This is a genomic window from Thermococcus sp. 4557 (assembly GCF_000221185.1).
In the GTDB taxonomy this organism is placed as follows: domain Archaea; phylum Methanobacteriota_B; class Thermococci; order Thermococcales; family Thermococcaceae; genus Thermococcus.
The window spans coordinates 333,149-349,053 of record NC_015865.1 but is presented as its reverse complement, the minus strand read 5'-3'; the positions used below and the strand labels follow the sequence as shown (position 1 = coordinate 349,053).

The following is a 15,905-nucleotide window of genomic DNA, read 5'->3' as shown; positions in this document are numbered from 1 at the left end:
GTTGGAATGCTGGAGAGGATCCTGGAACTGCTGGAGGAAGGGAGAAGCATAGACGAGATAGCCCGGGAGCTGAACGTTCCGAGGGACGAGGTCGTCGGCGCCATGGAGGTGCTGGCCGACCTCGGCTACCTGGAGCGGGTGGAGGCGGGGGAGAGCGCCTGCGCCACCTGCCCCCTTAAGAGCGTCTGCCCCGGCGCCTGCTTCCGCTTCAAGGGGAGGGTGTATCAGCTCTCGGAGTTCAGGCTCGATGGAAAGAGCGGTGCATCGAAACCGTGATGGTCCCCTGCAGAACTTATCTTTTTTCCGCGGTTAAACCCCGATTTTTGGGGCAAAACACTCATGTGGGGGCCTAAACGCGGATTTTTCGAACTTTTCACCGCCAGTTAAATCTGCCACCGTCGGTTATATATTTTATGGCCGTAAAACATATAAAACCCTTTGTTGAAAGGGTAAACGGTGATACCATGAAGGCAGTTATTCTTGCTGGCGGTTTTGGAACGAGGTTAAGGCCGCTTTCATCGACCCGACCCAAGCCCATGGTTCCGGTTCTTGGCAAGCCGAACCTTCAGTACCTCCTCGAGAGCCTGGAGAAAATCCAGGAGATCGATGAGATAATCCTGTCCGTCCACTACATGAGGGGAGAGATAAGGGAGTTCATCGACGAAAGGATGGCCGACTACCCCAAAACGATACGGTTCGTTAATGACCCGATGCCGCTCGAGACCGGCGGAGCGCTCAAGAACGTGGAAGATTACGTGGACGACGACTTCCTTGTCATCTACGGTGACGTTTTCACGAACTTCGACTTTAAAGAGCTCATCAAGGCCCACAAAGAGAACGACGGCCTCATAACTGTCGCGGTTACCAAGGTCTATGACCCTGAGAAGTACGGAGTCGTCGAGCTGGACGACGGAAACCGGGTCACCCACTTCGAGGAGAAGCCCCACAGGCCCCACACCAACCTCGTCGATGCGGGCATATACATGGTGAACAAGAAGGTTCTGGAGGAGATTCCGAAGAACAAGGAAGTCTACTTCGAGCGCGAGGTTCTTCCGAAGTACGTGACCAGGGGACTTGTTTACGCCCACAAGATACCGCGTGAGTACTACTGGATCGACCTCGGAACCCCTGACGACCTCTTCTACGCCCACCAGGTCGCGATGGATGAGATAGCCAAGGAGAACGGCTACTTCGTCATCAAAGAGGGCGCCGAAGTCCCGGAGGACGTTGAGATACAGGGACCGGTTTACATCGACGAGGGTGTCAAGATAGGCCACGGCGTCAAGATAAAGGCCTACACGTACATAGGTCCGAACACCGTTGTCGAGGACAGGGCCTACTTCAAGCGCGCCATACTCATAGGCAACGACATCGTCAAGGAGCGCTCCGAGATAAAGGACAGCATCCTCGGAGAGGGCGTCGTCGTTGGAAAGAACGTTATACTCAAGGAGACCGCGGTCGTCGGCGACTACGCCAAGATTTACGACAACCTGGTCATCTACGGCGCCAAGGTGCTGCCGTGGAAGAAGGTCGAGGAGTACGAGGCGTACATCAAGATAAAGCTCGACCCGACCAAGGTGAGGCCCGGCGTCACCCCGGACCGCTGCCCGCTCGGCCTGCCGGAGTGTATCTACAAGAAGTTCAAGGCCATAGCGGGAGAAAAGCCGCCCTGCGACGAGTGCATAGAGAACCAGTGGCTCTTCTGAGTTCTTTTTCCACACTTTCCTTCTCTACATTCGGCCATTAACTTTTTTATCTCCGAACCCGCTACTTAATCAAAGGTGAAAGCCCATGTCGGAATTCTACAAGGAGAGGAAGCTGAGCTGCCGGGAAGACGTTGTACTGGCGCTGGCAATATTCGTGGTTTTTCTGGACTTTGTCAATGCCATCGTGCACAACAGCGACACCCAGCTCAGAACCTCGATATTCGCCCTGATCGTCATGCTGTTCGCCCTCTCCGTCAGGAAGTTCTACCCAACCCGAGCAGGAAGATATGGCCCTGGATAAGCCCGATATATGACAACGGCGTCATGATAATCGTCGCGGTGTTCTTCCTCTTCCACGTGACGCTCCTCAACGTCCCGATACTCAACGTTGACCTCTACAACGTCTACGAGAACGGCGACATCATAGGCACTCCCTCGGCGGCCTGATGATGTGGACGATATTCGCCAAGATGGCCCTGGAATACTCCAAGATCAACAACAAGGGCTGGAGCGCGAAGACAATCGTCAAATACTCGATGGCGGCGCTCCTCGTAATCGGCGTCCTGTGGGAGTTTATAGAGCTCGTAGCCTCGCTCACCATACTGCCCCACGTGGACGACCGATAAACAACAAGATTCGGGACATCATAATGGAGTACATAGGCGCGGGTCTGATGACGATAGTGGTGCTGAAAACCAAGTATCCCTTCGATATGGGGGAGTGGGAGTGAGCTCCCTTTGATTTTGTTTCTGGGTTCATGGGGGTCTTATTGCAACCATACTGTTTGGAATGATTGTGGCTTACATGGTTGCCAAGTTTCAATTCTCCTAGAGTCTTATTGCAACTTTTGACCACGCGCGTATAAACCCGCCAACCCAGCCGACTTTCAATTCTCCTAGAGTCTTATTGCAACGATTGAACTGAACGATCTTGCAGAGTACGAGCTCACCTTTCAATTCTCCTAGAGTCTTATTGCAACCACTTTAAGACGCCACCGCACAGGGACGACGAATACGCTTTCAATTCTCCTAGAGTCTTATTGCAACTTCGAGGGTGATAACCCTCTCCCTCTTCGTGATGACTTTCAATTCTCCTAGAGTCTTATTGCAACAATTAAAGCAGAATCCTCCAGTAGCCCGTATCGGGCCTTTCAATTCTCCTAGAGTCTTATTGCAACAAGCATGAGCATGGAAAGGAAAGTATAGAGGAGCATACTTTCAATTCTCCTAGAGTCTTATTGCAACGCATAATAGAACCTGGCCCTCACCAGCCTGCCCGACCCTTTCAATTCTCCTAGAGTCTTATTGCAACAGGGGAGAACCCGCAAAGAGGCCCACCCCCCGGCGGACTTTCAATTCTCCTAGAGTCTTATTGCAACGTTCACAGAGTACCTCAACAAGGGCACAGCTGCGTTTTCTTTCAATTCTCCTAGAGTCTTATTGCAACCCGGACTAAGATAATCATAGCCGGTGGACTCATCCTCACTTTCAATTCTCCTAGAGTCTTATTGCAACATACGAAAATACCGCTTTGGCTTATCGCTAAGCCCACTTTCAATTCTCCTAGAGTCTTATTGCAACAGGGCGGTTTTTTGCCCCGTTCTCCTAATGGAGTTTAATGGGCGCCTCGATATAAAACCTTTTTGCAGAAAGCCCCCCTTTGGGTCCCTCAATCAGGTCTCCAAGAAGCGCGGCCGCTGCGGGATGAATACGGGCAGAAAACGCATCACAGCACCCTGTTACTGGGGGCAGTGTATGTGCCGGAGACTTCCTGACCCCACACAGCCCGTTAAATCGGCCGCAGCCATTTTGAATGCCCACATTTTCAAGAAGAGCCGATTTTCATGGAGGAACAGTTCAAGCCAGCGTCCTAATGTCTCCGCCCCGAAATTCGAAGAAAATTCGTCATATTAAAAAAGTGTCGGGATTACCTGATGTTACATTTTCGGAACTGCAAGAACTGGATTCCCGGACCCATACGAAGGTTTGTTCTGGATAAAACGACATAACCTGCCCGGAAATTCAGAAAAGAGAAGAATCAGCGTGATGGAAACGAATCAGTACCTTATCCTTGGGTTGTACTCCAGGAGCATGAGGCCGTTTTTGAATATCCTTATCGTGCCGCTCTCGGAGAGGCTTATCGCCATCGCCTTGGTGAGCTTCGTTATTCCCGCGGCCGCTATGTGCCTGCTCCCCAGGCCCGGTGGAAGCATGAGGTCTATGACCTTCGGCTCGACCTCCAGGTAGCGGCCGGCGGCCGCGATCCTGCCGTCGTCGCGGACTATGAACGCCCCGTCCAGCTGGGCGAACTCCTTGATTATCTCCTTGCTGTCCCTGTCCAGAACGTTGACCCTGTGCCCCTTGAACGGGTTCGGGATGAGCTGGTGGGAGTGCCTGAGAACGCGCCTGGTGTCGCCGATGACGAATATCGTTCCAACGGGCGTTCCCTCTCGGCCTTCCACGCTCAACTCTATGGTTATCTCAAGCAGCCGCTGGAGCACGCTCTGGTTCTGGGCAAAGAATCCCCTCATGGCGGATATGCTCTTTTTAACGGTCTTTATCCCTATCATCTCCCGGGTGACGTAGACGAAGGAGTCGCCCTCCCCGAGGATGTCGTGTTCTATAAGAAACGCGGATATGAGGTTCAGGATGTTGTTAAGGTCGAGGTTCTGGGGTATCGAGACCCGCTTGACCGTCTCCTCTTCAACGTCGAATGAGGAACCGACTATGACTATTGTAACGCCCGCATCCCGAAGCCTCTCTGGGTCGATATCCTCGAGAATAACGAGGGCCTTGCCCCCAAGCTCCCGCACAATCCCTATCGCGCTGTTTATTAAAACCTCAGGAATCTCCCGCCCCATGCTCACCAACCGTCTTGGGATATTCGTGAGGACATAAAAACTTACCGCCCGTGGGCGTCCAGAAAACGTTAAAACAGGCAGCACGTAGTCTCATTGGTGTAAGAAATGAAGGTGGTAGTCGCGATAACAGGGGCCAGCGGCGCGATATATGGGCTCAGGCTCATCGATGTGCTGAGGGAAACGGGACATGAGGTCATCACCGTTGCCTCAAAGACGGGCCTCGCGGTGCTCCGGCACGAGACCGGTGCGGATTTCAAGCCGGACTACATGGATGACGACCTCTTCGCCCCCATAGCGTCCGGCTCACATCCCTTCGACGCCGTGGTGATAGCCCCGTGCTCCATGAAGACCCTTTCGGCAATCGCGAACGGCTACGCTGACAATCTGATCGCCCGGGCCGCGGACGTGGCGCTGAAGGAGAGGAGGAAGCTCATCCTGCTCGTCAGGGAGACGCCGTTGAATTTGATACATCTGCAAAACATGGTGCGCGTTACTCAAGCTGGCGGGATAATTATGCCAGCCTCCCCAGGATTTTACACAAAGCCCAAAACTTTAGACGATATGGTAAACTTTATAATTGGAAAAATCTTAGACCTTCTTAGCATTGAGAACGATGTATACCCCCGGTGGAGGAGTTAACATGGTTCAGCTCGATGACCTTGACAGGGCAATCCTCCGCATCCTGAAGGAAGATGCCAGGCTGACCATCTCCGAGATAGCTGAGAGACTGAACAGGCCGGAATCCACCATCCACTTCAGGATTAAAAAGCTCCAGGAGCGCGGCATTATAGGCAAATACACAATCGTTCTCGGAGAGGACCTTCAGCCGAAAGCCCTGGCGATCGTTTACATACAGGCTGAAACTCCCATAATCGAGGATTTCCTGGAGAGATATATCCGGCATATAATGAAAACGCTCTCACTCCTCCCCAATGTCCTGACCGTTGCCAGGAGCGGCAAGGACGGTGTCGTTGCCCTTGTCGGCGAGGAGAGCCCCGAGAAACTGAACCGCTTTGTCGATGAAACCATCAAGGTTCTTCCAACGCTCAAGAGGGTCGAGGTCATCCCGATAGACGAATTCGGCAAGGGTAAAGGCCTTGTGGGCTTCCTGGTGGGTGTCTGATGGAGATAGAGGTAAAGTTCCGCATCGACTTCAATCAGGCCAGGGCCGCGATAGAATCCCTCGGTGCGGACTTCGTGCGGGAGGAGCTCCAGGAGGATCTCTATTTCTCCCTTCCTCCCCATGAGCTTCTTCGGGTTCGGAGAATCTCGAACCTCGGAAGGTCCTTCTTGACGTACAAGCGCATAGCCGACCCGGGGCGAAACGAGGAGTTCGACGAGATCGAAGTGGAGGTTTCAGACTTCGACAGGACCGTTGAGATCCTGAAGCGCCTCGGGTTCAGGGAGGATATCTGGATCAGGAAACGCCGCCTCGTTTATCGGCTGGATGGCGTTACCTTCGAGCTGAACGAAGTGGAAGGACTGGGGGCTTTTCTGGACATCGAGGTAATCTCGGACAACGTGGAGGAAGCCAAGCGCAGGATATGGGAAATCGCGGGAAGGCTCGGCCTCACGGAGGATGACGTTGAGCCGAGGCTCTACCAGGAACTGATCCGGGAAGTTAGGGGAAAATAAAACGGCAAGCTCAAAATCAGCGTGCCGTGGCCACGATTTTGATGATGTCGTTGAACTCCAGCTCGTAGTCTTCCCCAACGCGCCTGTGGGTTCTCGCGTTCACCGCGTAGAGGAAGGTCTTCCCGAGGTCGGTGTGCACCTTGTACGCCAGGGCCCGGGGTGTTGAACCCTTCGGAAGCAGGTGGACGTGGGGCAGGACGTTTCCGAACTGGTCCGTGAGCTTGTGCTCGTCCTCCACGGGGTAGGCGGGGATGAGCTTCAGGAGCTCAAACGTTGCCCGGTTTATTACCTCCTGGACTCCCGTGGAGCCGAAGCGGTCGAGGACCTTCTCCTTTATGAGCATAAGCGCCTTTTCCTGCTTTCCGCTCATCGGCTTGAGGATTTTGAAGTCGCTAGAACCGGGCACGTAGTCTATGAATCCCGCCTTGGCGGCCTTTCTCAGCGTCAGCTCCGCCGCCGCACTCGTCGGGACGACTATATACCCCCTGTTCTTCCCCTTCTTTATCAGGCGCTCTATCTGAGCGTCGGCCGCCGCGTCCGCCTTGTTGGCCGCTATGATAATCGGCTTGTTTATCTTCCTCAGCTCGCGGACGAAGGCCAGCAGATCCTCGTCGCTCCACTTGGTCGGGTCGTTGTCCAGGCCGAGCTTGTGGATGGCCTCGAAGGCATCCTCCTCGCTCACCCCGATTCCCGTCAGCTGGTCGGCAATGGCCTGGGCGAGCTTGAGGTGCTGGAGCTTTATCCTCTTCGCGAACTTCTCCCAGTTCTTGTGGAGGATGCCGTAGATCCAGTAGTCTATCTCCCTCTCGAGGAACTCTATGTCCTCCACGGGATCGTGGTGGTCGGTCGGCTGCCCCTCTGCGTCGGTCTTTCCGGTAACATCAACGACGTGGATTAAAGCCGAGGCCATTCTGAGGTCATCGAGGAACTTGTTGCCCAGCCCGCGTCCCTCATGAGCTCCAGGAACCAGCCCGGCAACGTCTATCATCTTTATCGGGATGAGCGCCTTCCCATCACGGTACTCGTAGTTCTGGGGGTTTGGTTTACAGCCGAGTTCTTTGCAGGGGTGATCCGTTATCGCGTAGGTGACCCCAACGTTCGCGTCTATCGTAGTGAACGGATAATTGGCGATGTCAACGTCAACAAGCGTAGCGGCCGAGAAAAAGGTTGATTTCCCAACGTTTGGCTTTCCAACAACACCTATCTCCATGCTCACCACCGGGCTAAATTCGCGCGAGGGTTTTAAGGGGTTGCGGTCGAGGAAGGAACTTAAGAACGAAAGATATTTATTCCGGACAATCGTATTAAGGTCGGTGGTTGAATGGGAAGAGCTCTCCTGGTTCTGCTGGCACTCATCCTCATAGCTTCCACCAGCGGAGCAGGGGCCTTTGAGATTGAGCTCGATGGTCTAATGGACGAATCCTATGTGGTCGACCTGACGGAAATAAACGGCACGATATACGCGCTTGTGGTGGCATCCAGCTCGGGTTACGCCTGCGATGGCTATGTAAGCCTCATCGTCATATCCGAGGATGGCAAACTTCAGAACTGGACGCTCCTGCCGAACATCAGCACCGACGTTGAGCTGTGGCCCGGGTTTGGGATGGAGAAGGTCAGGAGCACGCTCCTCCTTGCGGGCTCGGAATGTGACAGCATGAAACCGGAAATCGCTCAGTCGTGGCACGTCTTCGTAAACGGTTCCTTCGGATACCTGGGAACCGCCCACGCAGGACTGCTGGCAAGCCCCGTGGTGCTCAACGACACCGTTTACTCACTGGTCTTCCACCCGCTACTCGGCTCCTCCCTCGTGATTCTGGGCACGGGACTTCCCAAGGAACTCATAGCGTTTCCCAATCTCACACTATCATCCCTTGCCACCGACGGCAGGCTCATATACGCCGGGGGTGTTGATCGAAACGGCTCCCCCATACTTCTCGAAGTGTCCCCTGAGGGACGTCCAGTAAGGGCCCTCCGCTTTCCCATCACCGCCACAGGGGACGCGGTTGTAAGGGTGGCCTATGTTGGAGAGCCCATCCTCCTGATTGGAATGTTAAACGGCACGTACGTGATCCTGCCCTGGGAAGGGAGGGCGGTCTTTTTTGAGGGGGTAAGTCTCTTCGATGTGGAAGCAAACGGTGATGACCTCCTGCTCGTCGGGGTTAAAGGCCCCAGGGGGGCCGTTGTGAAGGTCCATGGGAGCAAAGCACTCCTCTACACAGGGGGAAGGCCGCTGGTAGCAATATCTGGGGACATTCTCGGCGGTGGCGGAAACGGAACCATGTACGTGGCCACTCTGGACAGCTTCCTGTCCCAATCGAGAGCCTCGGAAATCAGGGTTCTTAGTTTAAACGTGACCTCCGAGATTGTAACTCCCAAAACCCTGCGTGGACTCGGGAACATTGGGGTCGGGTTGCGTGGAAAGCTCAGGAGGGCGGAGGGCACCCTCGAGATATGGCCCAATCCCCTCGACGCCAATGTCTACATCAACGGGGAGCATATGGGCAACGGTTCGGTGAAAGTCACCCTTCCCGCGGGCGTTTATAACCTCACCGCGGTCGCGTACAACTGGCCCGCCTACCGCTACGAAGGGACTGTGCGGGTTGTCCCCGGAAAAACTATCTTCGTTGAGGCCCCACTTGAGTGGTACCGCGGCTGGCTTCTTGTGAGCGGAACCCCTTACGCCACGGTCTACGTTGATGGGGAGGCCATGAAGAACATCCCCGCCAATTCAACGGCAAACATCACCGTGGATGCGGGCAACCACACGGTAAGGGTATGGCTTGACGGCTATCGGGATTTCGTAACGAACATCACCGTTGAGCCCTTTCACACGGTCCATCTAAACGTCACCCTCGAGCCCGTGGCCGTGCTGTACCTCATCTCAAACGTCCCGGGGACGAAGGTTTACATCAACGGCACCTACTACGGCGAGATAAGGAACAACGAGCTGAGGATTGAACTGCCGCCTGGAGAATACCTCCTAACGGCGGGAAGATGGGGGTACCTCAACTACACCGAAAATCTCAACCTAACGGCCCCGTCCATAACCCTGGGGGAAATACGCCTGAGGCCCGCCTTTGGTTTCCTCAACGTTACCAGCGATCCCCCAGGTGCGACCGTGATAGTCGATGGAAAGAACAGGGGTAAAACGCCCCTCTTCATAAGCATACTCCAGGGAACCCATGAGCTTGAAGTGATCAAAGAAGGCTATGAGGCTTACACCGCCAACGTCACAGTGTTGGCCGAAAGACAGAGGATAGTCAGGGTAAGCCTGAGACACAAATCCCGGATGCCCATAATCATTCCGGCGTTTGTCCTTGGAGCGGGCGTGGTTCTGCTGGCACTCTACATCACGAAAGGGAAGAGGAGGGGATAACCAAATACCCCCGAAAACTATAACTCCACCTTTTTCCTAATTCCTCCGGTGAAACCCATGCGAATATACGTCCTTGTCGAGGACTATTCCGGCTACGAAAGCCCCTTTCTGGCCCAGCACGGCGTAAGCTTCCTGATAGAGAAGGCCGGAAAGGGAATCCTCTTCGACACCGGCCAGAGCGCCGAGCCTATACTCCACAACATGAGGCTCCTCGGCCTCGATCCGAGTTCACACATTGATTACATCTTCCTGAGCCACTGCCACTACGACCACACGGGAGGGCTTCTGGGCATTCTAAGGGCCATCGGAAGGCGGGTTCCGGTTATAGCGCACCCGAGTATCTTCAGAAGGCACTTCGTTATGAAGCCCTACCTCAGGGACGTTGGGATTCCCTTCAGGAGGGAGGAGGTTGAGGAACTCGCTGACCTATACCTTGCCCCAAAGCCTCTCGAAATAGTTGAGGGCCTGTACTCCACAGGTGAAATCCGCAACCGCGAGAACTTCGAGCAGGGGCATATCGGGGTTTACACCCTGAGGGACGGCCAGGTAATGGAGGACACCATTATGGACGACATGAGCCTCGTGGCTAAAACGTCGGAGGGCCTGGTTATCGTGAGCGGCTGCAGCCACGCGGGCATAGTGAGCATAGTAAAGCATGCGATACGGATGACCGGGGAGAGGCGCGTCCGCGCGGTCATAGGCGGCTTCCACCTCATAGACTCGGGTGACGAACGCATCGAAAGAACCGTGAGGGAGTTCCAGGAGCTCGGGGTGGAGGAGGTCTACACCGGACACTGCACCGGGCTGAGGGCAGAGGCGGCCTTCCTGGAGACCTACGGCGAGCGCTTCCACAAGCTGCACTCCGGAATGGTCATGGAGTTCTGAGGTGAGACCATGGCCGATGAAGCCGGGGAAAAGCCCAGGATAACGGTCATCGCGTATTCAAGGGACAAGTTCCTCAGCAGAAAGGTGGAAAGCATCAAGGAGGCCCTCTCCGTAAGCGGCTATGATGTTGTGTGGGTGAACGTGGACACAGTCTCCATCGTGCCCGAACTGAGGGAGGCACTGGGAATCCACGAAACGCAGATGAAGACCCTAAGGCGGGCGAGCGGCAGGGCTAGGGTGGTGGTGTTCCCGGACTACCTCTTTCTCCTTCTCCACCAGGTCTACGAGATAGACGGCGGGCTGAAGAGGGAGAGGATGGGCATCATCCTGAAGGGCAACCTCGTGATAACCATCCAGGAGACCCCGGGGGACGTTTTCGACCCGATACGGGAAGGCATCCGCAAGGGTGAGGGACTCCTCCGCGAACACGGTGCCGATTTTCTGCTCTTCGCGATTCTTGAGGCGATAGTCGAAAACTACGTGCCGATAATCGAGCGCATAAGCTCCCAGATGGAGGAGCTCGAGGCGCGGATACTTTCGAGGGCGGACGAGGGAGTTCTGCGCAGGATACACGGAATAAGACGGGAGATACTCTTCATGCGCCGCACGATATTTCCCCTCCTGGAGGCGTTCAGGAAGCTGAGGCTCGAGGGTGGGGATTTCTTCAGCGAGGACACCAAGCCCTTCATAGACGAACTCCACGACCACGTCCTCGAAGTTCTCGAAATCCTCGAGGGACAGCGCGAACTCGCCAACAGCCTCGTCGAGCTCTACTACTCCACACTCTCCATGAAAACGAACGACATCATCAGAATCCTCACGGTCGTCTCGACGATATTCATCCCGCTGACCTTCATAACCGGCCTCTACGGAATGAACTTCCGCTACATGCCGGAGCTGGCCTGGCGCTACAGCTACCCCGCGGTTCTGATGGTCATGCTCGGAATCGCCCTCGGCATGCTCGCCTACTTCAGGAGAAAAGGATGGATTTAGAGCTCCTCAAGGCCGAGGGCGAGCCTCACGGCCTTCTCGGCTATCACGTCAAGCGGATCGATCAGTGGGACGCTCAGGTCCTCCGGTTTCAGGGCGACGCTGACCTCCGTGCAGCCTGCTATGATTCCATCAACCCTGCGTTCGAGCCTCCTGACCACCTCCAAGAAAAGCCTCCTTCCAAGCTCAAGGTTCCCCGCCTTCACTCCCCTGTAGATCGCCCGCATAACTTTCTCCTGGTCGTTCTTTCCTGGGACAGCTATTCCAACGCCCCTGCCGAGGAGCGCGCGGTGGTAGACCAGTCCCTTTATGGTGCCGTCCGTTGCCAGGAGGCCGACCCTGCGCAAGCCGAGGTTTTCTATCTCCTCTGCCGTCGCCTCGATCATGCTGACGAGCGGAATCTTTACCGCTCTCTGGATGGTCTCGGCGAAGAAGTGTGCGGTGTTGCAGGGCATTATGATGAAGTCCGCCCCCCAGCTTTCGAGCTTTCTCGCCCCTTCCACCAGGGCCGGTCTCGGGTCTCCCCCGTTCCCCAGGATAAATGCGGTTCTGTCCGGGATTTTGGGGTCGTTGTAGATGATTATCCTGGGGTGGTCCTGGTCCCTCTTCGCGGGGGTCTTCTCGACTATCCTTCTGAAGAGGTCGGCGGTCGCCAGAGGCCCCATGCCTCCGAGGATGCCGATGACCCTCTCCATCTTCACTCCTCCAGCCAAACGGAGTCATCCCCGTGGTAGTTCAGCTTCACCACGAAGAGCCTGAACGGCTCATCCTGCTCGTTGACCACCCAGTGGATGGTTTTGGGCTTTACCAGGAAGATGTCGCCGGGCTTTGCGAGGTATTCAGTATCGCCGATGCCGAGCCTTGCTTCGCCGCTCATTATGTAGAACAGCTCATACTGGTGGAGATGGTAGTGCTTCCCGACGGTCTGCCCGGGCTTGACCTCCACTATCTGTGCGTATGAGCCCTCGGGCAGTTCGCCCTCGAAGAGCGGAAGCTTCCGGTAGGTGCCCCTGTCTATGAGGTTTTTGATTTCGGCCTTCATGCCCCATCCCCCGAATAAATGGCACCCAAGGTTGAAAAGCTTTATCCTTTCGACCCCCATCGAAAGGCTCAAAAGGCTTTTATACCCGGCCTGCGATTCATCAGTGAACAAATAGAAACGGTGGTGACCATGGAAGCGTTGGAAAAAGCCCTCCGCTGGGCGGAGGAGAACCTGAAAGCGGACTACGTGGAACTCCGCTATGAAGACCTCAAAAAGACGACGCTTGCCCTCAAAGACGGCGTTTTTACCAGCTTTACAGGGAAGCTGAACAGGGGCGTTGCCATCAGGGTCTTGGCCGATGGAGCATGGGGGTTTGCCTCAACCAGCGACCTCTCAAACCTCGAGAGGAAAATCGAGGAGGCCTACAAGCTGGCTAAAGCGGCCGCCGAGACCAAGAGCGAAAAGATAGAGCTGGCCGAGATAAAGCCGGTCGAGGACTTCGTGAAGAGCAAAATGAAGGTCAAGCCGGGAGAGGTTGACATAGAGGAGAAGGTCGCGCACCTCAGGGAGCTGGAGAGGCTCCTCAAAGAGGATGAGGCCGTTAAGAGCGTCCAGGTTCGCTACGAGGATGGCGGCGGGCAAAAAATCCTCCTCACCAATGAGGGAACGCGCATAGAGTGGGACTACAACTACCTCTATCAGGGAACCTACGTCACCGGAAAGGCCGACGGAAAGCTGGCCATGGCCAGGGATAGCATCGGAGCGGTGGACTACGGCTGGGAGCTCATGACGGAGCACGAGCCGAATGAGAAAGTGACGGAGAGACTTCTCAGGAAAATGCACAGCCAGCTGAAGGGTGTTGCCCCAAAGCGCGGCGAGTTCCCAATCGTTGCGGGCCCGATAGTCGTCGGCATAATCGCCCACGAAGCTTTGGGCCACCTCGCGGAGGCTGACTTAACCATAAACTCACCCTTCAAGGACCTCATAGGCAAGCAGATAGCCCCGGAGTACGTCACGATGAGCGAACGCTACGTTGAGGGCGGCTTTGGAAACGACAAGTACGACGACGAGGGTGTTCCGGTGAGGGACATACGCATCATCGAGAACGGAATTCTCAAGGAGATAATGCTCAACCGCGAGTACGCGGCAAAGTGGGGCATGGAGCCGAACGGCCACGCGAGGGCCGAGAGCTACCGCTACCCGCCTATAATCAGGATGAGAAACACTATTTTCGAGCCCGGAGACCACAGCTTCGAGGAGCTCATCGAGGACATCAAGTTCGGCTACTACGTCGTTGACTTCCGCGGCGGCCAGGCCCAGCTCAACAGCGCCTTCCAGGTCGGCGTTCAGGAGGGCTACGTCATCAGGAACGGTGAAATCGCCGAGTCGATAAGGGACACTTCAATCACAGGAGTTGCCATCGAGGCTCTGAAGAAGATAAGCGCTGTCGGCAAGGACTTCGGCCTTGAGGTCGGCTTCTGCGGAAAGGGACAGACGGCCTTCGTCAGCTCAGGCGGTCCGCACATGCGCTTTGACGGAGGAATCCTCATCGGGTGAGGTGGTGAAGATGGAGGAACTCATAAGGTACGGCGAGAAGTTTTTCGACGAGCTTGAGATTGCCGTTTACCGCTCCAAGGATGTGAGCGCCAACGTCGAGCTCAACGAGATTTCAATGGCCTCCACGAGGAGCGGGGCGGTTACGATACTACGCGGGATAAAGGACAAGCGCCTCGGGCTGGCCATAATAGACAGCGACGAGCCTGCCAGAATAAGGGAGGCTATAGAGCAGGCCGCAAAGATGGCAAAGCTGAACAGCAGGGACGAGAAGTGGGTCTCCCTGCCCGAGCCGGGTAAATACCTGGAGAAGCCGAAGCCCAACTACGAGCTGAAGGATGCCTCCCCGGATCAGCTCGTTGAGATGCTCGTCCGCGGCATAAAGCTCGCCCGTGAGAAGGACGAGAACGTCATCGTGGCAGGAGGAGAGGGCGGCGTTTCGTGGGAGGAGCGCCACATCGCCAACTCCCACGGAATAGACGTCTTCCAGGAAGGCGGTGCTGCATTTTTCTTCCTCGAGCTGGTTGGAAGGAAGGAGGGCACCGTCACCCCCGGAATCTTCGACTTCGATGCCAGAAGGGACCTCAAGCTGGACGTTGACGGGGTCGTCGAGAGGGCGGTTCAGAAGGTCAAGTGGGCGTACGATGTCAAGGCAAGCAAAAACGAGGAGGTTCCGATAATACTCGGCCCCTGGGCGATAGCGGGGCTCTTCAGCTATGCCCTCTTCCCGGCCTTCAGCGGTGAGCGCTTGGTCAAGGAGACGACGCCCCTTGCAGGAAAGGTCGGGGAGAAGATAGCCAGCGACGTGCTCACGATGTACGACGACCCGTTCCACGAACTCTCCATACAGCCGGTTATAGCCGACGGAGAGGGAGTCCCGACGAGGAAGAACGTCCTCCTCGAGAACGGAACCTTCAGGGGCTTCGTCTGGGACAACTACTGGGCGAAGGTCCACGGCACCGAGAGCACCGGAAACGGAAAGCGCGACCTGAACAGCGGGGGAATAAACATAGGGTTCCACAGTATGGTTATCGAGAACGGAAAGCGCTCGCTGGAGGATATGATATCTGAAATCGAGCACGGCTACTTCGTCGACGGCTTCCAGGGCGCCCACTCAAGCAACCCCGACAATGGAAACTTCGCGGTAACTGCGAACCCGGCGTTCCTCATCGAGGACGGAGAGGTTAAGGGGGCGAGCGTCTTCCTCGTTGCGGGCAACGTCTACGAACTGCTGAAGGGGGCGAGTGAAGTTTCGAAGGAGCAGGCCGTAATGCCCTTCATGACGACCATCATAACGCCCTTCGTGAAGTTTGAGAACGTGAAGATAGCGGGGAAGTGACTATCTTCCCCCATTTTTCCACTCCGAGGCTTCCCGAACCAGTAAATCCAAATCTCTACCAGCGGAGTGAATTCCGCTCAATATGTCTTGGGCTTCTAGATATTTCATTGGCACTCTCCTGTCGAGAGGGAAGGTCAGCCTGAGCCAGTTCCTTACAAGATTAAGGTTCCAGCCCCCGTAGAGTGACCCCGCTCCGAGGTCCCCGCTGAAACCCGAGAATTTTGCACTCTCCTTGCCGAGGTTGATGTTGATGAACTCCAGGTTGCCATACTCAGAAACCCTATCGAGAAGAACCTCCACCTCAGGGCTGTCAAAGAGCCTGTAGAGTGCGTGCCTCAGCGCTTCCATCTTTGAGGCATCGCGCGATACCATCTCCGCCAGGGCTTTCCCGTTCTTCCCGGTGAGATATACCGGAAGCTTAGAGTCCCTGAACTCCAGTTCGGCCACCAGGTACTTAGTGGAGCGCTTGTACGTAAACGGTCTTAGAGAATCAAACACTCGAAGGTTCACAGTGGACACCCTGGAACGATAATATCATCTCTTTTATAACATTTATCACAGGCACGGGTCGATAGAAT

18 protein-coding genes and 1 CRISPR repeat array are annotated in these 15,905 nt (G+C 55.5%); of the genes, 13 read left to right on the top strand and 5 right to left on the bottom strand.

Annotated elements, in window-relative coordinates; genetic code table 11:
- The first annotated feature begins 6 nt into the window (after positions 1 to 6).
- From GQS_RS01640 to GQS_RS01625, 5 genes are all read left to right on the top strand, one after another.
- Entirely contained in the window at positions 7 to 276 is a 270-nt protein-coding gene (locus tag GQS_RS01640; RefSeq protein WP_014011924.1) for a helix-turn-helix domain-containing protein, read from the top strand.
- Positions 277 to 464: 188 nt separating this feature from the next.
- Positions 465 to 1,706, top strand: a complete 1,242-nt coding sequence (locus GQS_RS01635; protein WP_014011923.1) for a sugar phosphate nucleotidyltransferase — start codon at positions 465 to 467, stop codon at positions 1,704 to 1,706.
- An 85-nt stretch (positions 1,707 to 1,791) separates the two neighbouring features.
- A complete protein-coding gene (locus tag GQS_RS01630; RefSeq protein WP_014011922.1) occupies positions 1,792 to 2,007 on the top strand; it encodes a hypothetical protein in 216 nt (71 codons plus the stop codon).
- 23 nt (positions 2,008 to 2,030) lie between these two features.
- The gene (locus GQS_RS11110; RefSeq protein WP_014011921.1) at positions 2,031 to 2,153 is read left to right on the top strand and encodes a hypothetical protein; all 123 of its coding nucleotides are present in this window, start codon (positions 2,031 to 2,033) and stop codon (positions 2,151 to 2,153) included.
- Positions 2,153 to 2,332, top strand: a complete 180-nt coding sequence (locus tag GQS_RS01625; protein ID WP_014011920.1) for a hypothetical protein — start codon at positions 2,153 to 2,155, stop codon at positions 2,330 to 2,332. The genes GQS_RS11110 and GQS_RS01625 overlap by 1 nt, the downstream gene beginning before the upstream one ends.
- 120 nt (positions 2,333 to 2,452) lie before the next feature.
- Positions 2,453 to 3,286: direct repeats of the CRISPR family, unit length 30 nt; unit sequence CTTTCAATTCTCCTAGAGTCTTATTGCAAC.
- Between the two features lie 476 nt (positions 3,287 to 3,762).
- On the opposite strand, the gene GQS_RS01620 is transcribed toward GQS_RS01625, so the two are convergent.
- The gene (locus GQS_RS01620; RefSeq protein ID WP_014011919.1) at positions 3,763 to 4,566 is read right to left on the bottom strand and encodes a diadenylate cyclase; all 804 of its coding nucleotides are present in this window, start codon (positions 4,564 to 4,566) and stop codon (positions 3,763 to 3,765) included.
- 105 nt (positions 4,567 to 4,671) lie between these two features.
- Between GQS_RS01620 and GQS_RS01615 the strand changes: the two genes are divergently transcribed.
- The 3 genes from GQS_RS01615 to cyaB are packed head-to-tail and all read left to right on the top strand — an operon-like array spanning position 4,672 to position 6,201.
- Complete coding sequence (locus tag GQS_RS01615) at positions 4,672 to 5,205, top strand: UbiX family flavin prenyltransferase (RefSeq protein ID WP_014011918.1); 534 nt, start codon at positions 4,672 to 4,674, stop codon at positions 5,203 to 5,205.
- 1 nt (position 5,206) lies between these two features.
- Entirely contained in the window at positions 5,207 to 5,689 is a 483-nt protein-coding gene (locus GQS_RS01610; RefSeq protein ID WP_014011917.1) for an Lrp/AsnC family transcriptional regulator, read from the top strand.
- Complete coding sequence (gene cyaB, locus GQS_RS01605; RefSeq protein WP_014011916.1) at positions 5,689 to 6,201, top strand: class IV adenylate cyclase; 513 nt, start codon at positions 5,689 to 5,691, stop codon at positions 6,199 to 6,201. Before GQS_RS01610 ends, cyaB begins: the two co-directional genes overlap by 1 nt.
- 16 nt (positions 6,202 to 6,217) lie before the next feature.
- On the opposite strand, the gene GQS_RS01600 is transcribed toward cyaB, so the two are convergent.
- The gene (locus GQS_RS01600; protein ID WP_014011915.1) at positions 6,218 to 7,411 is read right to left on the bottom strand and encodes a redox-regulated ATPase YchF; all 1,194 of its coding nucleotides are present in this window, start codon (positions 7,409 to 7,411) and stop codon (positions 6,218 to 6,220) included.
- A 111-nt stretch (positions 7,412 to 7,522) separates the two neighbouring features.
- On the opposite strand from GQS_RS01600, the gene GQS_RS01595 reads away from it, so the two are divergent.
- Genes GQS_RS01595 through corA form a run of 3 tightly spaced genes read left to right on the top strand, consistent with a single transcriptional unit; the run spans position 7,523 to position 11,455 of the window.
- Positions 7,523 to 9,577 carry a PEGA domain-containing protein gene (locus tag GQS_RS01595; RefSeq protein WP_014011914.1) on the top strand — a complete coding sequence of 685 codons (2,055 nt, stop codon included), beginning with the start codon at positions 7,523 to 7,525 and terminating at the stop codon, positions 9,575 to 9,577.
- A gap of 57 nt (positions 9,578 to 9,634) precedes the next feature.
- Positions 9,635 to 10,462 (top strand): MBL fold metallo-hydrolase, encoded by an 828-nt coding sequence (locus GQS_RS01590; RefSeq protein WP_014011913.1) that lies wholly within the window; start codon positions 9,635 to 9,637, stop codon positions 10,460 to 10,462.
- A gap of 9 nt (positions 10,463 to 10,471) precedes the next feature.
- Positions 10,472 to 11,455, top strand: a complete 984-nt coding sequence (gene corA, locus GQS_RS01585; protein WP_014011912.1) for a magnesium/cobalt transporter CorA — start codon at positions 10,472 to 10,474, stop codon at positions 11,453 to 11,455.
- On the opposite strand, the gene GQS_RS01580 is transcribed toward corA, so the two are convergent.
- Both GQS_RS01580 and GQS_RS01575 read right to left on the bottom strand, forming a co-directional pair.
- Complete coding sequence (locus GQS_RS01580; RefSeq protein ID WP_014011911.1) at positions 11,452 to 12,147, bottom strand: amino acid racemase; 696 nt, start codon at positions 12,145 to 12,147, stop codon at positions 11,452 to 11,454. The genes corA and GQS_RS01580 overlap by 4 nt on opposite strands.
- A gap of 2 nt (positions 12,148 to 12,149) precedes the next feature.
- Positions 12,150 to 12,494 (bottom strand): cupin domain-containing protein, encoded by a 345-nt coding sequence (locus GQS_RS01575; protein WP_014011910.1) that lies wholly within the window; start codon positions 12,492 to 12,494, stop codon positions 12,150 to 12,152.
- Between the two features lie 129 nt (positions 12,495 to 12,623).
- Between GQS_RS01575 and GQS_RS01570 the strand changes: the two genes are divergently transcribed.
- Both GQS_RS01570 and GQS_RS01565 read left to right on the top strand, forming a co-directional pair.
- Positions 12,624 to 13,991 (top strand): TldD/PmbA family protein, encoded by a 1,368-nt coding sequence (locus GQS_RS01570; RefSeq protein WP_014011909.1) that lies wholly within the window; start codon positions 12,624 to 12,626, stop codon positions 13,989 to 13,991.
- Positions 13,992 to 14,001: 10 nt separating this feature from the next.
- A complete protein-coding gene (locus tag GQS_RS01565; protein ID WP_014011908.1) occupies positions 14,002 to 15,327 on the top strand; it encodes a TldD/PmbA family protein in 1,326 nt (441 codons plus the stop codon).
- On the opposite strand, the gene GQS_RS01560 is transcribed toward GQS_RS01565, so the two are convergent.
- Complete coding sequence (locus GQS_RS01560) at positions 15,328 to 15,846, bottom strand: hypothetical protein (RefSeq protein ID WP_148236349.1); 519 nt, start codon at positions 15,844 to 15,846, stop codon at positions 15,328 to 15,330.
- Positions 15,847 to 15,905 lie beyond the last annotated feature (59 nt).